The 16,460-nt window shown below is 47.2% G+C and carries 11 protein-coding genes; 2 read left to right on the top strand and 9 right to left on the bottom strand.

Going from position 1 to position 16,460, the window contains the following annotated elements; all coding sequences use genetic code 11:
* Positions 1-33 precede the first annotated feature (33 nt).
* The 6 genes from apaH to lptD form a co-directional block, all read right to left on the bottom strand.
* Positions 34-861: a bis(5'-nucleosyl)-tetraphosphatase (symmetrical) ApaH gene (gene apaH, locus Xbed_RS09905; RefSeq protein WP_086112764.1), complete on the bottom strand. Its 828-nt coding sequence runs from the start codon at positions 859-861 to the stop codon at positions 34-36.
* A 2-nt stretch (positions 862-863) separates the two neighbouring features.
* Positions 864-1,241 carry a Co2+/Mg2+ efflux protein ApaG gene (apaG, locus tag Xbed_RS09900; RefSeq protein WP_086112763.1) on the bottom strand — a complete coding sequence of 126 codons (378 nt, stop codon included), beginning with the start codon at positions 1,239-1,241 and terminating at the stop codon, positions 864-866.
* Between the two features lie 37 nt (positions 1,242-1,278).
* The gene (gene rsmA / locus Xbed_RS09895) at positions 1,279-2,094 is read right to left on the bottom strand and encodes a 16S rRNA (adenine(1518)-N(6)/adenine(1519)-N(6))-dimethyltransferase RsmA (RefSeq protein WP_086112762.1); all 816 of its coding nucleotides are present in this window, start codon (positions 2,092-2,094) and stop codon (positions 1,279-1,281) included.
* Complete coding sequence (pdxA, locus tag Xbed_RS09890; RefSeq protein ID WP_208612223.1) at positions 2,087-3,124, bottom strand: 4-hydroxythreonine-4-phosphate dehydrogenase PdxA; 1,038 nt, start codon at positions 3,122-3,124, stop codon at positions 2,087-2,089. Before pdxA ends, rsmA begins: the two co-directional genes overlap by 8 nt.
* Positions 3,111-4,415, bottom strand: coding sequence for a peptidylprolyl isomerase SurA (gene surA / locus Xbed_RS09885; RefSeq protein ID WP_086112760.1), 1,305 nt, complete (start codon positions 4,413-4,415; stop codon positions 3,111-3,113). Before surA ends, pdxA begins: the two co-directional genes overlap by 14 nt.
* Before the next feature lie 64 nt (positions 4,416-4,479).
* Positions 4,480-6,834 carry an LPS assembly protein LptD gene (gene lptD, locus Xbed_RS09880; RefSeq protein ID WP_086112759.1) on the bottom strand — a complete coding sequence of 785 codons (2,355 nt, stop codon included), beginning with the start codon at positions 6,832-6,834 and terminating at the stop codon, positions 4,480-4,482.
* A gap of 197 nt (positions 6,835-7,031) precedes the next feature.
* On the opposite strand from lptD, the gene djlA reads away from it, so the two are divergent.
* A complete protein-coding gene (gene djlA, locus Xbed_RS09875) occupies positions 7,032-7,856 on the top strand; it encodes a co-chaperone DjlA (protein WP_086112758.1) in 825 nt (274 codons plus the stop codon).
* A 45-nt stretch (positions 7,857-7,901) separates the two neighbouring features.
* Here the strand turns inward: djlA and rluA are convergent, their stop codons facing one another.
* The 3 genes from rluA to Xbed_RS09860 all read right to left on the bottom strand — a co-directional run bounded on the left by rluA (position 7,902) and on the right by Xbed_RS09860 (position 14,301).
* Positions 7,902-8,555, bottom strand: coding sequence for a bifunctional tRNA pseudouridine(32) synthase/23S rRNA pseudouridine(746) synthase RluA (gene rluA / locus Xbed_RS09870; RefSeq protein ID WP_086112757.1), 654 nt, complete (start codon positions 8,553-8,555; stop codon positions 7,902-7,904).
* Between the two features lie 268 nt (positions 8,556-8,823).
* Complete coding sequence (rapA, locus tag Xbed_RS09865) at positions 8,824-11,733, bottom strand: RNA polymerase-associated protein RapA (RefSeq protein ID WP_086112756.1); 2,910 nt, start codon at positions 11,731-11,733, stop codon at positions 8,824-8,826.
* A 219-nt stretch (positions 11,734-11,952) separates the two neighbouring features.
* On the bottom strand, positions 11,953-14,301 hold the full coding sequence (locus tag Xbed_RS09860; protein ID WP_086112755.1) for a DNA polymerase II: 2,349 nt from the start codon (positions 14,299-14,301) through the stop codon (positions 11,953-11,955).
* Positions 14,302-14,704: 403 nt separating this feature from the next.
* Here Xbed_RS09860 and Xbed_RS09855 point away from each other — a divergent pair, with 403 nt between their 5' ends.
* Positions 14,705-16,399, top strand: coding sequence for an ArnT family glycosyltransferase (locus Xbed_RS09855; protein ID WP_086112754.1), 1,695 nt, complete (start codon positions 14,705-14,707; stop codon positions 16,397-16,399).
* The last annotated feature ends 61 nt before the right edge of the window (positions 16,400-16,460 follow it).

Below are 16,460 nucleotides of genomic sequence, written 5' to 3'. Positions count from 1 at the left end.
CGGAGTGCCTTTAGGCACTCCGGTGTCATTAATTCACGCTTTTGATTTTGTGAGCATTGAAGCCTGATTGAAATACTGTTTATCTTCCCAACGCAGCATCGTCAATTTACCTCCCCAACAGCAGCCTGTATCCAAAGCATAAATACCCCCGGGGACGCCTCGTCCTTCCAAGGCAGCCCAATGACCAAATGCAATTGAATAATCTTCAGGCAGGTTGCGCGGCAATTCAAACCAGGGTTTCAGTGGCGCCGGGGCATTCTCCGGTTTAGATTTACAGATCATATCCAACTGACCATTCGGGAAACAATAACGCATTCGGGTCAGCACATTGGTACTGTAACGCAGCCGGGCCAGACCACTTAACTCAGGAGCCCAGTTATTGGGCATGTCCCCATACATGGCATTGAGAAATAAAGGATAACTGTCACTGCGAAGAATGGCCTCGACTTCACGGGCACAGGTTCTGGCCGTGGCTAAATCCCATTGTGGCGTGAGCCCTGCATGTGCCATGACCAGTTTCAATTCATCATCGATCTGTAAAACGGGCTGTTTTCTCAGCCAATTGATTAATTCATCAATATCGGGTGCCGCAAGCAATTCATCCAGCAAGTCTTTCGGTTTATTACGGCTGATTTTTGCGTAAACCGCCAACAGATGGAGATCGTGATTACCCAACACCAGCTTAGCCGCAGAGCCGAGTTGCTTGATATAACGAAGTACGGCCAGTGAGTCAGGGCCACGGGCAACCAAATCGCCCGTCAGCCATAACGTATCGTTAGCAGGATGAAAATCAACGTGTGCTAATAAGGTGCGTAATTCACGATAACAACCGTGAATATCGCCGATGAGGTAGGTTGCCATAATTAATTTATCAGTGTCGGAATGGCCAGTCGAAATACAGGAATGGCGGTACGAAATGGACGACCGTCTTGATCCAGCATTTCATAGTGGCCTTCCATGGTGCCCAGCGGTGTTTCCAGAACCGTTCCGCTGCTGTAACGATACTCTGCTCCCGGTGGGATCAAAGGTTGTTGTCCCACAACCCCTTCACCCTGAACCTCGGTTTTGTGACCGTCGCTGTTGGTAATCCGCCAGTAACGGCTAATCAGTTGCACTGGGAAATGCCCAAGATTGCGAATTGATATTGTATAAGCAAACACAAAGCGTTGTTGCTCCGGCTGTGATTGACTTTCTACATAGGTACTTTGTACTTGAATATAAATTCTGGGTTCATTGAGCATAAGTGCCTCCTGTTACTGTAACGGCTGTTTGTTAATTTCAAACAACTTTAGACTGAGACGATAACCAATTTGCCATTTTACAGTATTGCTCGACAGAGATGTTTTCCGCCCGGGTCGTTGGGTCAACGCCCAGTTCAGATAACTGTTCAACGGAAAAAATATTTCCAAGGCTGTTACGGATAGTCTTTCTCCGTTGGTTAAATGCCTGGGTTGTGATCCGGGCTAGCATACGAATGTCCTGAACCGGATGAGGCAGGGTCTTATATGGGATCAAACGTACAACGGCGGAATCCACTTTGGGGGCCGGCGTAAATGCCGTGGGCGGCACTTCAAGAACAGGAATGACCTGACAATAGTATTGAGCCATCACACTTAAGCGCCCGAAGGCTTTACTGCCAGGGCCGGCGACAAGGCGATTCACCACTTCTTTTTGTAACATAAAGCTCATGTCAGCAATGGCATCAGTATAGCTGAAAAGATGAAACATCAATGGGGTGGAAATATTATAAGGAAGATTACCAAACACCCGCAGCGATTGCCCGCGCTCTTTGGCAATCTGGCTAAAATCAACCGTCATTGCATCTTGTTGAATGATGGTCAGCTTATCTTTCAATTTCGGATGGACATGCAGTCTGGCTGCCAGATCGCGGTCAAGTTCGACGACGGTCATTTTATCCATGCGCGCCCCGACGGGTTCAGTCAGTGCTCCCAGACCCGGGCCAATTTCCACTACCGCCTGACCGGCTTGTGGGTTGAGTGCATCGACAATGCTGTCAATAATAAACTGATCGGTTAAAAAGTTTTGCCCGAAACGTTTACGGGCATGGTGCCCTTGATGGACTTTATTATTCATTACTGTTTTGTATCATTTTAATTGCGAGATTTAATGCGGTGATAAAACTACCCACATCAGCTTGACCTGTCCCTGCCAGCTCCAGTGCTGTGCCATGATCGACAGAAGTTCGGATAAATGGCAGACCCAAGGTGATATTCACGGCTCTGCCAAAACCTTGGTATTTTAACACGGGTAGCCCCTGATCGTGATACATAGAAAGCACCGCATCGGCATTATCCAAATATTTGGGCTGAAACAGGGTATCCGCAGGCAATGGACCTTCCAACCATATTCCTTCCGCCCTCAGACTGTCTAATGCCGGAATGATCACGTCTATTTCTTCACGTCCCATATGCCCGCCCTCACCAGCATGGGGATTGAGGCCGCAAACATAGATATGGGGACGGGAGATACCGAATTTGGTTTTCAGGTCATGGTTGAGGATCGTGACAACCTCCCTCAAGGAATCAAAAGTAATCGCCTTGGGGACATCTAAAATGGGCAGGTGTGTCGTTGCCAGCGCCACCCGAAGTTCTTCTGTTGCCAACATCATGACCACTCTTGAACATTGGCTGTGGTCAGCAAAAAACTCAGTATGCCCGGTAAAAGGTACCCCGGCTTCATTAATGACGCCTTTATGTACCGGTCCTGTTACCAGGGCAGAGAACTCCCCATTCAGGCAACCCTCACAGGCTTTTGCCAGGGTTTCAGTGACATAAGTCCCGTTTTCCCGGTTCAATTCACCGGCAATCGTCGGTGACCGGAGATAAACCGGCAGGATAGTCAGCGTGCCGGCTGCCTGTGATGACGCTATTTGTGATGAGTCTATTTGTGACGAATCTATTGGTGATAAAGAGGCCGGCTCAGGGGAATAAGTTTGTAGTTTGAGGGGTAAATTCAGTTGCCTGGCTCTGGAAAGCATCAGCTCCGGGTCGGCACAAACCACTAATTGAACCGGCCACTCTTTTTGGGCGAGGGCTATGACTAAATCCGGGCCAACCCCGGCTGGTTCGCCGGGGGTGATGATAATAGGTTTATTGTTGTGCATCGCTACCATCTAAAATTTTCACATAAGCGGAGGCGCGTAACTCCTGCATCCAGTTTTGCACTTCTTCATTGAACTTGCGGTTGAACAGCAGACGGTAGGCACGATCTTTCTGTGCGGTATCGGTTCTGTCAACTTTACGGCTATCCAGCAATTGGATTAAATGCCAACCGAAAGAGGAATGAACGGGCTGGCTGAGTTCACCTTTTTGCAGTTTCATCAATGCGTCACGGAAAGCCGGGTCATAAGCACTCGGCAAATTCCAGCCCAGCTCGCCACCCCGCATGGCTGAACCCGGATCTTCAGAATGTTCTTTTGCGGCTTCTTCGAATGTGATTTTGCCACTGATGATTTCTTCCCTGAGTTTCATCAACTCGCTACGGGCTTTTTCGTCGTCCATAACCGGTGATGATTTCAGCAGAATATGACGGGCATTCACTTCTGTGACCGCAATCGGCATTTGACTACCACGGATATCATTCACTTTCAGAATGTGAAAACCAACACCAGAACGAACTGGACCAATAATCTGCCCCTTTTGTGCAGATTGAAGCTGTTCAGCAAACAGGGTCGGCAATTCTTGCAGTTTGTTCCAGCCCATATTTCCCCCTTTCAGGGCTTGGGTATCACCAGAATAGGCGATAGCCAATTTGCCGAAATCCACGCCGCTTTTCAGTTCAGACAAGATTTTTTTGACCGTGCCCTCGGCTTTCTCGACCTGATCCTGATTCGGATTTTCCGGCAACGGGATCAGGATATGGCTGATGTTCAATTCCGTGTCATGGCTATTTTGGCCGTCGAGCTGATTAGCCAGTGAGTCCACTTCCTGTGGCAGGATAGAGATGCGGCGGCGCACTTCATTATTGCGCACTTCCGCGATGGTCATTTCCTTGCGGATTTGATTGCGATAGGTATCAAAATTCATCCCCTCTGCGGTCAGGCTTTGTTTCAACTGATCCAGGCTCAAATGGTTCTGAGCTGAAATATTGGCGATCGCAGAATCTAAGGCTTGATCAGGGATCGTAATCTGCATCCGTTTTGCCATTTGCAGAATGATGTCATCCATAATTAGGCGTTCAAGGATCTGATGACGCAGGGCTTTCTCATCCGGTATTTGCTGGCCTGCCTGTTTTGCATTGAGTGTAACGGATTGTAAGAGGCTGTTGACGTCACTTTCCAGCACGACATCATTGTTAACAACAGCAGCCACTTTATTAAGTTCCTGCGGAGCTGCTATTGCGACCGTGTTTACTGAAAACATCAATCCGAGAATGAGCGATCTCCAGTTCTTCATACATTTCCCATCATATCAAACCCGCCTTGGCGGGGTTATTGTGTTTACGTTGCGTTTATCGGTATCAGAATGCGCGTTGGTACGGAAGAATACCCTGTTGCAACATTTTCTGGCTACCCAAACTGTGATTGTTACTTAGGCCACGAAGTTCAACATTGAATGACCATTTGTTGTCATATTGACTGCTATCGAACCGCCAGTTGACGATTTTGCGTTCATAACCCACATTGACGGCCCAGCAACAAGTGTTGTATTGCAGCCCCACCATCTGGTTTGCCGGTTGTTTCTCTTTGGTATCATAATAATACGCTCCCACAAACGCCCAGCGATCAGTCAATGGCCAGCTTGCCACCATACCTACCTGCGAAATACCCTGCTGGTAAGCAGGTGCTCTATCCCTATTATTCTTATCCTTGAGAGTATTCTGAATATAATCACGATCGACAAAACGATAGCTCAGTTGAATCAGACGGTCTGCATCGTGGCGGTATTCCACGATTGCATTTCCCATCGCCACACTGCTCAGGCGGGTATCATATTGCAGCCCACCTTTAAGCCCCCATGAATCATTGATTTTCCATTCAGCATCTCCTGCCCATGTCAGAGAACCTGTATTTTTCTGGGCACCAATAATGTCTGTCTTGTTTGGAGCGGAATCAGTGTCTTTTACTCGTGGAGGTTCAAAGTAGTAGATTTGACCCATGGATAGGTTAAAACGTTCAACTAAATCTTTATCATAAATACGAGTGGTGACACCGCTAGTAAATTGATTGGCTGACGAAATACGATCCAGACCACCGTAGAAACGATCGCGGAACAGACCTGTATAATTTGCCTGTAGCAAAGAAGAATCATAGTTGTAAATGTTATTTTGATTCTTATAAGGAACATACAGATACTGAATACGAGGCTCCAATGTTTGAGTATAATCCTGATCAAAATACATAGCGCGTTCAAACACCATTTTGGCATCAGATTTAAACATTGGCAGGACACGTGTGACCGAACTTTCTAATGTGGATATTTCTTTTTTGGCTTTGGCAGGAATACCCTGTTGGTAATGGGTTGCCATCAATTTAAATTCATTATTAATGCTAGCCCAACCATTGGAGAGGGGTAAATTGATAGAAGGTTCCAGATGCCAGCGTGTCGCATCAGGGTTGTTTTTCCCTACACTGGTTAATTTAGCGATTTGAGCATAGGAATGGAAATCAAATGGCCCAAGATCATTTTTGTAGTAATTGAGATCCAGTTGGGGTGCAGTCCGGTACGCTTCTATGCCATCACTCACGGTAAAGAGCTGGAACTGTTTGGTGGCCAACGTCGCATTCCAGTTTTGTTGCGCGTAGCCAATGCTGAATTTCTGGGTTGCATAGCCATCCGTACTGGAGCCATATTGTGAAGTGAAGTCAGTAAAATAGCGCGGGTCACTGACTTTGGTATAATCAGCACTGAAACGCCAAACCTGATTCATAACACCGCTATGGTTCCAGTAGAATAACCAGCGTTTGCTATTATTCCGTTCAGGGTAATCCTCTTCATACAGACGGTCGCGACCAATCCAATCGTATGCCACCGTCCCCGTACCGGCCTGGGTCAAATAACGGAATTCATTATCCAGTTTCAAACCGCGCATCGTGATAAGGTGCGGGGTAATTGTGGCATCATAATTGGGCGCTATATTCCAGTAATAAGGCAGCAGGAACTGGAAACCGTCTTTATTGGAGAAACTGGCATTGGGGATCAGGAAACCGGAGCGGCGTTTATCACCCATCGGTAACTGCAAATACGGGCTGTAAAACACCGGGACATTGGCAACCCGAAAACGGGCGTTCCAGATTTCAGCCACTTCTTCCGCGCGATCCAGAATCACTTCGGAACCGACTACACTCCAGCTATCATTGCCCGGCAGGCAAGAGGTGAATATCCCGTTATCCAAAATGGTATAGCGGTTTTCGTCACGCAGCATCATCTTATCTGCGCTACCACGCCCCTGACGACCCACCATCTGGTATTTGCCCTGTTCCACGTCGGTGTCTTTATTGCTTAAATTAGACCAGGCACGAGGTCCCTTCAAAATGATCTGCGGGTCATCATAGCTGACATTACCGGTTGCGGTAATGGTCCGAATGGGGCCTTTATCTTGTGTTTGTTCGAGCCTGACTTTATCGGCTGTCAGCGTTTTGTTTCCCTGTTGAATATCAACATGACCAATGAACTCAACCGCATTGGGATATTCGCCACGAGTATCATCGGATTTAATGTTAATGGGCATTTTATTGGGATCGCCTGTGATAATCGGTTTATCGTAGACAGGGATACCCAACATACATTGTGCTGCAAGGTCAGCATGGGCTTGCTGACTGTAAATTGCGGCCCATACCATGGTGGCCAGCAGGGTAGGATAACATTTGTTCATAGATGTTTATGCGGTTCCGTCATCAGTGCCATCGTGCCGGCAAATGTTCAGAGACTAACGTAGTTGAAATATATGCACCAGAGTAAAGTTTAACTTTGCTTATCTTGCTGTTAGGCACAGAGCTTAATGGATAGTATGATAATGGACAGTATGATAATGCAAAATTGCGCTCAGGGCATTGGGGAATTGAAGACTATATGCAGTATTGGGGAAAATTATTCGGATTAATATTTGGTATTGCGTCCGGTGCGGGTTTTTGGGGGATCGTGATTGGCGTGTTGCTGGGCCACCTGCTTGACAAAGTCAGGACACGAAATTTGGGTCATTCCACTAAAGGCCCCACCCGACAAGCGCTGTTTTTTCGCAGTACTTTTCAAGTACTGGGACATATCACCAAGGCAAAAGGCCGGGTAACCGAAACGGATATCCGGCTCGCCACTCAACTGATGGACAGAATGCAACTGCATGGTGAAGCAAGGCTTGCCGCCCAGCGGGCATTTCGTGAGGGTAAACAGCCTCAATTCCCCTTGCGTGAAACATTGCGCCAGTTACGGCGTGCCTGTTTTGGTCGTTCTGACCTGACTCGTATGTTTCTGGAAATCCAGTTACAGGCTGCGTTTGCGGATGGTGAACTGCATCCCAACGAAAGAAAAGTGCTGTTTGTCATCGCTGAAGAACTGGGGATCTCCCGTATTCAATTTGAACAATTCCTTGCCATGATGGAAGGAGGGCGTCATTTTGACGGGCATCATTCCGGTGGGCAGCATCAGCGATACGGGCATTACCAAAACCATGGGCAGCCACGGGCGACATTGGCAGATGCCTGTAAGGTATTGGGGGTCAATGAGCATGATGATGCGACAACTATTAAGCGGGCTTATCGAAAACTGATGAGTGAACACCATCCTGATAAATTGGTGGCAAAAGGTTTACCACCAGAAATGATGGAACTGGCGAAACAAAAAACGCAGTCTATCCAATCCGCTTATGATTTGATTAAAAAAGAGAAGGGCTTTAAATAGCACTTATTTTAAATGGCACATCCCGGTATCCCCAAAGAGCATTCGTTAAAAATCCGCGTTGCACTCAAAATGCATGGGGGTGCCATAAGCGGGATGAGTAATGAATAGCTCTTGGGCATGTAATTGCAGGCGAGGCGCCAATTCCCTTGCCTGTGTATGGGCATAGAACCGATCCCCCAGAATGGGATTGCCCAGTGCCAGCATATGTACACGGAGCTGATGGGAACGTCCGGTAATTGGCGCCAGTCTTACGCGCGTTGCCTGAGCTTCATATTCAAGTACCTGATATTCTGTCTGCGCCGACTTGCCTGTTTCAAAACAGACCTTCTGTTTCGGGCGATTTGGCCAGTCGCAGATCAACGGTAAATCCACCAACCCGGCTTCCGGCTCCAGTTTTCCCCACACCCGCGCGATATAGACTTTTTTCGGTTCGCGTTCACGGAACTGACGTTTCAATTCGCGTTCAGCCGCTTTAGTCAGCGCAACAACCATGATACCGCTGGTAGCCATATCTAATCGATGTACGGATTCCGCAGCGGGAAACTCGGCCTGTACCCGCTTCATGATACTGTCTTTGTGCTCTTCTGCTTTGCCCGGCACAGAAAGTAATCCGCTGGGTTTATTAACAACCATAATGTGCTCATCCTGATACAGCACATATAACCAAGGATCTGTCGGGGGATGATAAGACTCCAGCATAGTCGCTCCAATTGTGCCGAAAAATGATTGTGTAGAAAAATGATTGTGTAGAAAAAAATGAGTGTATAGAAAAATAGTTGTACCGAAAAATAATCGTGTCGAAGAAATAACGGGGTACATTCTATCAGATATGGCTTTGCAAAATCAGCCGTAAACCCTCGCCCAATGGGTGCGAGATTAATGTGAGATAAGAATAACTCAAGGGACTCTCTTCACGAGATGCCCCTTGAGTTTAAGCGCAGCGATTTATTTCATTGATGACGAACGATTATTGGTGGGAAACCACCACCAAACGAATCGCATCCAGACGCCAGTTGGCCTGATCAAGGTTAAGCAGCAGATTTTTGTGCTCAGACCCAATCGCTTCCAGCTCATCATCACGGATATTCGGGTTAACCGCTTTCAGGGCTTCCAGACGCGACAATTCCGCCGACAGCACTTCATCAGCTTCTTTCTTCGATTGCTCAATCAACACACGCGCTTGCGCTTCAATCAGCGGTTCTGATTGCTGCAAAATCGCATGGACTTCTTGCTGTACCGCATTCACCAATTTGCTGGCGTTGTGACGGTTGATGGCGTTTAGCTGGCGGTTGAAACTTTCAAACTCGACCTGAGACGCCAGATTGGTGCCTTTCAGATCCATCAAGAGGCGCACTGGCGTTGGAGGCAGGAAACGGGTCAATTGCAGATGTTTAGGCGCCTGTGCTTCAACAACGTAAATTAACTCAACCAACAGCGTACCGACGGGCAGTGCCTTGTTTTTCAGGATGGAAACAGCGCAGCTTCCGGTATCGCCTGACAGCACCAAATCCAGGCCATTGCGGATGATCGGATGTTCCCAGCTCAGGAACTGAGTATCTTCACGGGACAGGGCTTTCTCGCGGTCAAACGTAATGGAGCAGCCATCTGTGGGTAACCCGGGGAAATCGGGCACCAGCATATGATCGGATGGGTGCAGGGCGATAATATTGTCGCAGCGATCTTCCTGATTGATGCCGATGATATCGAACAGATTCAGGGCAAAATTCACCAGATCGGTATCGTTGTCCTGTGCGGCAATTTTTTCTGCCAGCTCTTGACCTTTCTCACCCCCGTTGGAATTCATTTCCAGCAGGCGGTCACGGCCTTGTTCCAATTGCTGTTTGAGCTGCTCGTGATGTGCGCGGCATTGTGCAATAAACGCATTGAAATCGGTTTGCTCATTGGGCCTGGCAAGGAAATTCAGCAGAATTTCATAATACTTGTCATAGATAGAGCGGCCGGTTGGGCAGGTATGTTCAAACGCATCCAGACCTTCGTGATACCAGCGCAGGAGAATGGATTGCGCGGTATTTTCCAGATAAGGTACGCTGATCTTGATGTCACGGCTCTGACCGATACGATCCAGACGCCCGATGCGCTGTTCAAGCAAATCAGGGTTGAACGGCAGGTCAAACATGACGAGCTGATTGGCAAACTGGAAATTACGTCCTTCGGAGCCAATTTCAGAACAGAGCAGCACTTGCGCCCCTTCCTCTGCGGAAGCAAAGTAAGCAGCGGCGCGGTCGCGTTCCAGCAGGGACAAACGTTCGTGGAATACGGCACTTCGGATACCTTCGCGCTCACGCAACACTTGCTCCAGTTGCAGGGCGGTTTCGGCTTTGGCGCAGATAACCAGCACTTTTTCGTCACGGTTTGCCGTCAGGAAACCTAACAACCACTCTACGCGGGGATCGAAGTTCCACCATGTGGCATTTTCACCTTCGAACTCCTGATAGATTCGCTCAGGATAGAGCATATCCTTGGCGCGTGTTTCCACGGTCTTTTTGGCTCCCATGATTTCAGAAACCTTGATTGCCGTCTGATATTGGGCTGGCAACGGTAACTTAATCTCGTGCAATTCACGATGTGGAAAACCTTTCACACCACCACGGGTATTGCGGAACAGCAATCGGCTGGTGCCGTGGCGATCCATCAGCATCGTAATCAGTTCACGGCGGGCATTTTCGCTCTCTTCATCCTGATGGCTGTTTGCTGCTTTCAGCAGAGGTTCAATATCCTGTTCGCTGATCAGTTCAACAATGATATTTTGCTGGTCATTGCTTAAGGTTTCACCGGACAATAGCAATGAGACCGCATCGGCAACCGGGCGATACTTCTGTTGTTCATCAATAAATGCCTGATAATCGTGGAAGCGGTTCGGGTCCAGCAGGCGCAAACGGGCAAAATGGCTCTCCTGACCCAACTGTTCCGGGGTAGCCGTCAGCAGCAGGACAGCAGGGATTTGCTCTGCCAACTGTTCGATAACCTGGTATTCACGGCTTGGGGCGGCTTCGCTCCATGCCAGATGGTGAGCCTCATCCACCACCATTAAATCCCAGCCCGCTTCCAGCAGATGTTCGAAACGCTGCTTATTGCGGCGGGCAAAATCCAGCGAACAGATAACCAATTGTTCAGTTTCAAAGGGATTATCGCTGTCATGCAGCGCTTCGCTATATCGGCCATCATCAAACAGTGAGAACCGCAGGTTGAATCGGCGCAGCATTTCGACCAGCCATTGGTGTTGCAGGCTGTCTGGCACGATGATCAACACCCGCTCGGCACGTCCGGCCATCAATTGCTGGTGGATAATCATGCCGGCTTCAATGGTTTTACCCAGACCCACTTCATCCGCCAGTAACACACGAGGCGCGTGGCGCTTGCCCACTTCATTGGCAATGTGTAACTGGTGAGGGATCAAACTGGCACGAATGCCACGCAGCCCACTTTCTGCCAGACGAGACTGCTCGCTCTGGTGTTTACGGGCGCGAAAACGTAGTGCAAAGCGATCCATGCGGTCAATCTGACCGGCAAACAGACGATCCTGCGGCTTATTAAACGTCAGCTTGCTATCCAGAAAAACTTCCCGTAGGCAGATATTTTCTTCTTCAGTATCCAGACGAGTACCGATGTAGATCAGCAGGCCATTATCTTGCTGAACGTCATCGATCTTGAGTTTCCAGCCTTCGTGACTGGTCACGGTATCGCCCGCATTAAACATAACGCGGGTAATGGGGGAGTCATTGCGTGCGTAAAGGCGGTTTTCTCCGCTGGCAGGAAAAAGCAACGTCACCATGCGCGTATCAAGCGCCACGACGGTTCCTAATCCAAGTTCGCTTTCTGTATCGCTTATCCAGCGTTGACCAAGAGTAAATGGCATAAATTTTGGCTCAGTTTTCTGTTAGACAATGTTATTTATGGTTGCAGGATGGCTGCTTTTGTTGGATATCGATCATCATTGGTTATCGATAGGGATAGTTTTCAATGGCACTTTACCACACCCGTTTTCTTGAAAATGGGGTTACAAAATCACCATTGCCCATTAGAGGGGCGATATGTTAATTGAAGCGGAGCAAGCCGTCACCTGCAAAAATAGCCATTACTCAAAAGAGATGCTCATTTGCCCGGTGAGCAGCGCCATAAAGTCATCTTGCATAAAGGGCAAAATCGCATCGGCAATCGGCATCAACTGCTTATTGATATAGTGCTCATAATCGGGTGCTGCCGTCTGATTTTCCAACGGTTCCGGCCCGGATTGCGTGATGATATAGTTGATCCAACCGCCATTCTGGTACTGCAACGGGCGATGATGCTGCTGATTATACTCATCTGCCAAACGTGCGGCCCTGACATGGGGAGGAACATTGCGCTGATACTCCGACAGCTTGCGGCGCAGTCGTTTGCGATAAATCAGGCGATCATCAAACTCACCGGCCAGCGTCTTGGCAATATACTCACGAAGATAATTCTGATAGGGCCGTTGATGGAAAATCAGGGTATACAGCTCCTTCTGGAACATTTGTGCGAGGGGCGTCCAATCCGTTCTTACCGTTTCCAGCCCTTTAAAAATCACGTTATCACCACTTAATCCGGCATAACGTTTTTTACTGCCTTGCTCCGTACCCCGTACCGTTGGCATCAGAAAGCGCCGATAGTGCGTTTCAAATTCCAATTCCAGCTTACTGTCAAGATTGAATTCGGTTTTAAGGTGATTTCGCCACCATTGGTTAACAAACTGCGTCAGCGTATGACCAATCCGGTTGGCTTCTTCTTCAGAATGGGGACGTTTTAGCCAAACAAAGGTTGAATCCGTATCGCCATAAATCACCTGATAGCCCTGTGATTCGATCAACTCACGGGTTTGATGCATGATTTGATGCCCACGCATCGTAATGGAGGATGTCAGACGGGGATCAAAAAAGTGACAGCCGGAAGCCCCGAGCACGCCATAAAACGCATTCATGATAATTTTCAGCGCCTGAGAAAGCGGGGCGTTCTGTTGCCTTTTGGCTTTGTCACGTTCGTGCCAGATGTGTGTGACGATATCGGGCAGGCAATGTTGAGTACGGGAAAAAAATGCCTGCTTAAAACCCGGAACGGCATGTTCACCATCGGGGTTGGCAATTCCCTCGACCATTCCGACCGGATCAATCAGGAACGTGCGGATAATCGAAGGATAGAGGCTCTTGTAATCCAGTACCAGCACCGAATCATATAGCCCCGGAAATGAATCCATCACAAAACCGCCGGGGCTGCTATCATCGAAAACCGTTGGCTGAACGGGCGCGACATAACCCATGCGGTGCATTTTGGGCAGATAAAGATGTGTGAACGCTGCCACCGAACCTCCGCTGCGATCCACCGCCAATCCGGTTACCGTAGCGCGTTCCAATAAGAACGCCATCAGATCCGTTTTCTCAAAAATACGATTGACCAGAATACAGTCCTGCAAATTATAGTGAGCGAGCGCGGGCTTATCTTCCTGAAAGCGACGATTGATCTCGATCATCCGGTCATAAGGATTATCCAGCGCTTTTCCTTCTCCCAACAATTCCTGCGCAACATATTCAAGGCTAAAGGAAGGAAAATTCCACGTTGCCGTTTTCAGCGCATCAATGCCATCAATAAACAAGCGGCCTTCTGCGGAGGCAAAAAAATGCCCCGGCTTGAAGCCATGTTCGCGCCATTCGAGCAAACCCTGATTACGGCCGAATTTCAGTGGCACATTATAGTGTTCGGCATGTTGTTGCAGCACCCTTAAGTCAAACTGAATCAAATTCCAGCCAATAATGGCATCAGGATCGTAATGAGCCAGCCATTCATTCAGTTTTTCCAGCATCCGTGGGCGGCTGGCAACATACTCCAGTTTGAAATTAAGATCCTGCCGACAACCCTTTTCCGGTTCCAGCATAAACACGGTTTTCTCACCGCATCCCGCCAGACCGATGGAATACAACTCCCCATGCTGACTGGTTTCGATATCCAGGGAGACCCATTTCAGATTGGGACGATAGGCCGGGTTGGGTTTCATCTGATAACTCCCATCCGGTTTCTGGCTGAACCAAACCGGAGCAGTAATAAAGCGCTCCATCATAAACCGATCGGGAGGACGAATATCGGCCTCGTAGAGTGGAATATCGTGCTCTTTAAAGATTTTTTCCAGATATTGCAGGCGGTGATAGTGTAAGCAGTACAGTGCAGCGACCGGCTGACGATGGAAATCTTTCAGTGATAATGCTTTTAGCTCGCAAGGCTTTTCCTGTACGAGTAAACGCTTGGCTTTGGGTAAATCATGTTGAGGAATAAAGGCAACCGCTTTTTGGTGAGGGATAGTAATGCGGCGTGCCCCCTTATCTGTCGCGAGCCAATACACCAACTCAATGCCAGCCGAAGTCTCTTTCCAGTGGCGAGTCAGTATAAAACCTTGTTCAGCGTGATTTATCTGCATGATTTTTCTTTGTTGAGACCCATTAGCCATATTGAGTTTTGTGGAGGATAACTTCAATCATAGCATTTATGGTGTGTATTTATACAGTATTTTTTGAAGAAATAACAACACGAGGATTGTTAATGATATGAGCCACTTTATTTCTTTATAAAAAAGGGGTATCTCATTAATAATGATGTAATGGAAACTTCCCTAAGGAAATAATATCCATTTAAATATAATTACGGTGCCATTTTTCAATGAATTTAATTTCATCATATTAATGTCAATGAATTTAACTAATTCTATAATATAGAATGTTTATCCGGTGTGATCACGCGCATTTTGTTATAATTTCCAATGAGGTAAGATGTCATAGGTTTGTATGCAGAAGATGAATGCTCATTGAATTTGGTAAATATTGATGAATAACCCCAATAAACTGACTCACACAGATATCAAAGCGTTGCTGTTATTTGTTACTTTCACATTGCTTTATTTATTACCTGGCGTTTATGGGCATACGCCTTGGAAACAAGATGAAAACTATAGTTTTGGCATTATTCAAACCATGTATGAAACCGGAGACTGGCTGGTAACCATGAATGCGGGGCAACCTTTCATGGAGAAGCCCCCGCTGTATTATTGGACAGCGACTTCCTTTGTGCATCTATTATCTCCTTGGCTTCCGATGCACGATGCGGCCAGAACCGCGACACTATTTTTTTCTGCGATCAATTTTTCCTTTTTCATTCTATTGTCCCGCCGTGTCTTAAATGTCAGAAACTTTACCGACAACCGGATATGGATTGCTTTTGCCTTATATGCAAGTGCTCCCGGCCTGATTCGCCACAGTCATGATATGTTTACTGACACGGCATTAATCACCGGAACCACCCTCGGTTTATATGGTCTGCTGGGATTAATTAAAAACGAAAAAACACCTTATTCCTGTTTATGGTTGATCATGGGTACGGCCATAACCTTATTATCAAAAGGGATATTTATTCCGGGATTATTATGGCTTTGTTTGCTGCTTGCCCCGATTTTTCTTAAAGGTTGTCGGACTAAACAATATTGGCTAAGTGCTTTAACGTCAGGCGTTATTGCACTGGTTTTGATCCTGCCGTGGCCGGTGATGTTACTTATTGAACATCCTGATTTATTCAAAATCTGGTTTTGGGATAATAACATTGGCCGATTTTTAGGTTTCTCTGTTGAAGATCTTGGCGCCCGGGGTAATTTAACCATGATCCCGGAAGCCGTGTTATTGTTTGCCCTGCCTTCCGGTATTCTGGCATTTATCTTTATCCTCATGAATCCAATCAAGGCCCTGTCAGATGAACATTATTTCCTTTGTTCTTCATTTGTTGTATTAGGTATTATTTTATTGCAAATATCAGCCTCCGGTCGTGCATTATATCTATTGCCCTTTATTGCACCAATGGCCATTCTGGCCACAGAAGTTTTTATTAAATTACCTAAAGTCATCTATAAATCTTTAACCCTATTCTCCTCTACACTTTGGTCTGTTCTGATGCTATTTTTGTGGGGGTGTTATTTATTGTCGCTTTCTCCGGATGATAAGCATTGGTTGTCGCCGCTTGGCCGATGGTTGCCGATGAGTTACCAGATGCACTTTTCGGGATTTATCGTCGCCATTGCTGCTTTAATCACCGTGATATGGATAGCAAAAAGCGGGTTTCTCTCTCAATCACCCGCCTTGCGCGCCGCCCAACATTGGGTTTTAGGTATCGCGACGGTTTGGGGTTTAGTCTTTACATTATTTATTGGCTGGATTGATTATGCCAAAGGTTATCAAGACGCATTTCTTGATTTAAAGCAGAAATTGGCAGGCGTGTATCAAGTGAATGACTGTATGGCGTCGTATAACATTGGTGAATCAGAAGCGCCAATGCTTTATTACTATGCCCATATTCTACATCAACAACAGAATACGTTTGATACGCCAAAAAAATGCGACTGGTTGATTGTCTTATCCAAAGAAATGGCACCTGCACCCAAAGGCATGGTGCTATTCTGGCATGGGCACAGGCCGGATGAAGATAGGGAGAATTTGGTGGTTTATAAGAAAGTGGAGTTTAGTAATCATTCTTAAACCTATCTGCGAGAATCAGGCAGGTAGACAACTCTCAACCAATGTTCTGAGAGTTTCCCCT

The sequence above is a fragment of the Xenorhabdus beddingii genome, assembly GCF_002127545.1.
Lineage (GTDB): Bacteria > Pseudomonadota > Gammaproteobacteria > Enterobacterales > Enterobacteriaceae > Xenorhabdus > Xenorhabdus beddingii.
The sequence above is the reverse complement of the archived record's forward strand: the minus strand, read 5'-3'. Positions and strand labels throughout refer to the sequence as shown.

Coding starts and splice junctions, on each gene's coding strand:
- rapA (WP_086112756.1), bottom strand. CDS start 11,733: ATGCCATTTACTCTTGGTCAACGCTGGATAAGCGATACAGAAAGCGAA.
- djlA (WP_086112758.1), top strand. CDS start 7,032: ATGCAGTATTGGGGAAAATTATTCGGATTAATATTTGGTATTGCGTCC.
- rluA (WP_086112757.1), bottom strand. CDS start 8,555: ATGCTGGAGTCTTATCATCCCCCGACAGATCCTTGGTTATATGTGCTG.
- rsmA (WP_086112762.1), bottom strand. CDS start 2,094: ATGAATAATAAAGTCCATCAAGGGCACCATGCCCGTAAACGTTTCGGG.
- Xbed_RS09860 (WP_086112755.1), bottom strand. CDS start 14,301: ATGCAGATAAATCACGCTGAACAAGGTTTTATACTGACTCGCCACTGG.
- apaH (WP_086112764.1), bottom strand. CDS start 861: ATGGCAACCTACCTCATCGGCGATATTCACGGTTGTTATCGTGAATTA.
- lptD (WP_086112759.1), bottom strand. CDS start 6,834: ATGAACAAATGTTATCCTACCCTGCTGGCCACCATGGTATGGGCCGCA.
- surA (WP_086112760.1), bottom strand. CDS start 4,415: ATGAAGAACTGGAGATCGCTCATTCTCGGATTGATGTTTTCAGTAAAC.
- Xbed_RS09855 (WP_086112754.1), top strand. CDS start 14,705: ATGAATAACCCCAATAAACTGACTCACACAGATATCAAAGCGTTGCTG.
- pdxA (WP_208612223.1), bottom strand. CDS start 3,124: ATGCACAACAATAAACCTATTATCATCACCCCCGGCGAACCAGCCGGG.
- apaG (WP_086112763.1), bottom strand. CDS start 1,241: ATGCTCAATGAACCCAGAATTTATATTCAAGTACAAAGTACCTATGTA.